Below are 721 nucleotides of genomic sequence, written 5' to 3'. Positions count from 1 at the left end.
TGGCCTGGGAAAAACTTTTACGATCACAGTGAATCCTACGCCTGTTATTTCCAACAAAGCTCCAGAGCCTATTTGTTCGGGGGATGCATTTACGGTTAATCCTGAGGATGGAGTCAGTGGAGATTTAGTACCATTAAACACAAACTACACTTGGACAATGTCTCCAAGTGACATCGGTCTGATTGGAGTCCTTTCTGGATCGGATGTGACCACCATTTCTGAAGTATTGACTAATAACACAAATACAGTCCAAACAGCAACTTACACCGTTACTCCTAAAAGCGGTGCCTGTGAGGGTGATCCATTCGTGATAGAAGTGACGGTCAATCCAGTTGCTGTAGTCGAAGCAGCACCCAATTCAGATGTGATTTGTTCAGATGGAACTACAAATATTACGCTTTCACCTCAAAGTACTGGGACGGTTGGTATGACGTATAGCTGGACAGCTTCTGTGACGACAATTCCAGCAGGGACTGATGCTACGATCAATGGATTTTCGGATCAAGCTACGCCAAGCAGTCTTGCAGAAATCATCCAAACCCTAACCAATACTGGAACAAGTCCAGGTGTTGTTACATATACTATTACCCCCCATATAGGAGATTGTGCTGGAACACCGATCGATGTTGATGTAACGGTAAATCCATCTGGTCAGGCTGATTCCGTTGACGATCAGATTGTTTGTACAGGATCGAGTACGCAATTGGTGACTTTCACTACT

Annotated in this window: 1 protein-coding gene; it reads left to right on the top strand. The window is 44.4% G+C overall.

What is annotated here, in order from left to right:
- Positions 1–721, top strand: a 721-nt coding sequence (locus tag IEV57_RS19260; protein ID WP_308419896.1) for a PKD-like domain-containing protein, incomplete at both ends; no start/stop codon positions are given.

Origin of the sequence: Belliella aquatica, assembly GCF_014637795.1 — a bacterium.
Taxonomy (GTDB): Bacteria; Bacteroidota; Bacteroidia; order Cytophagales; family Cyclobacteriaceae; genus Belliella; species Belliella aquatica.
Note: the sequence above shows the minus strand (reverse complement) of the source record. Positions and strands in the feature narration are given on the sequence as shown.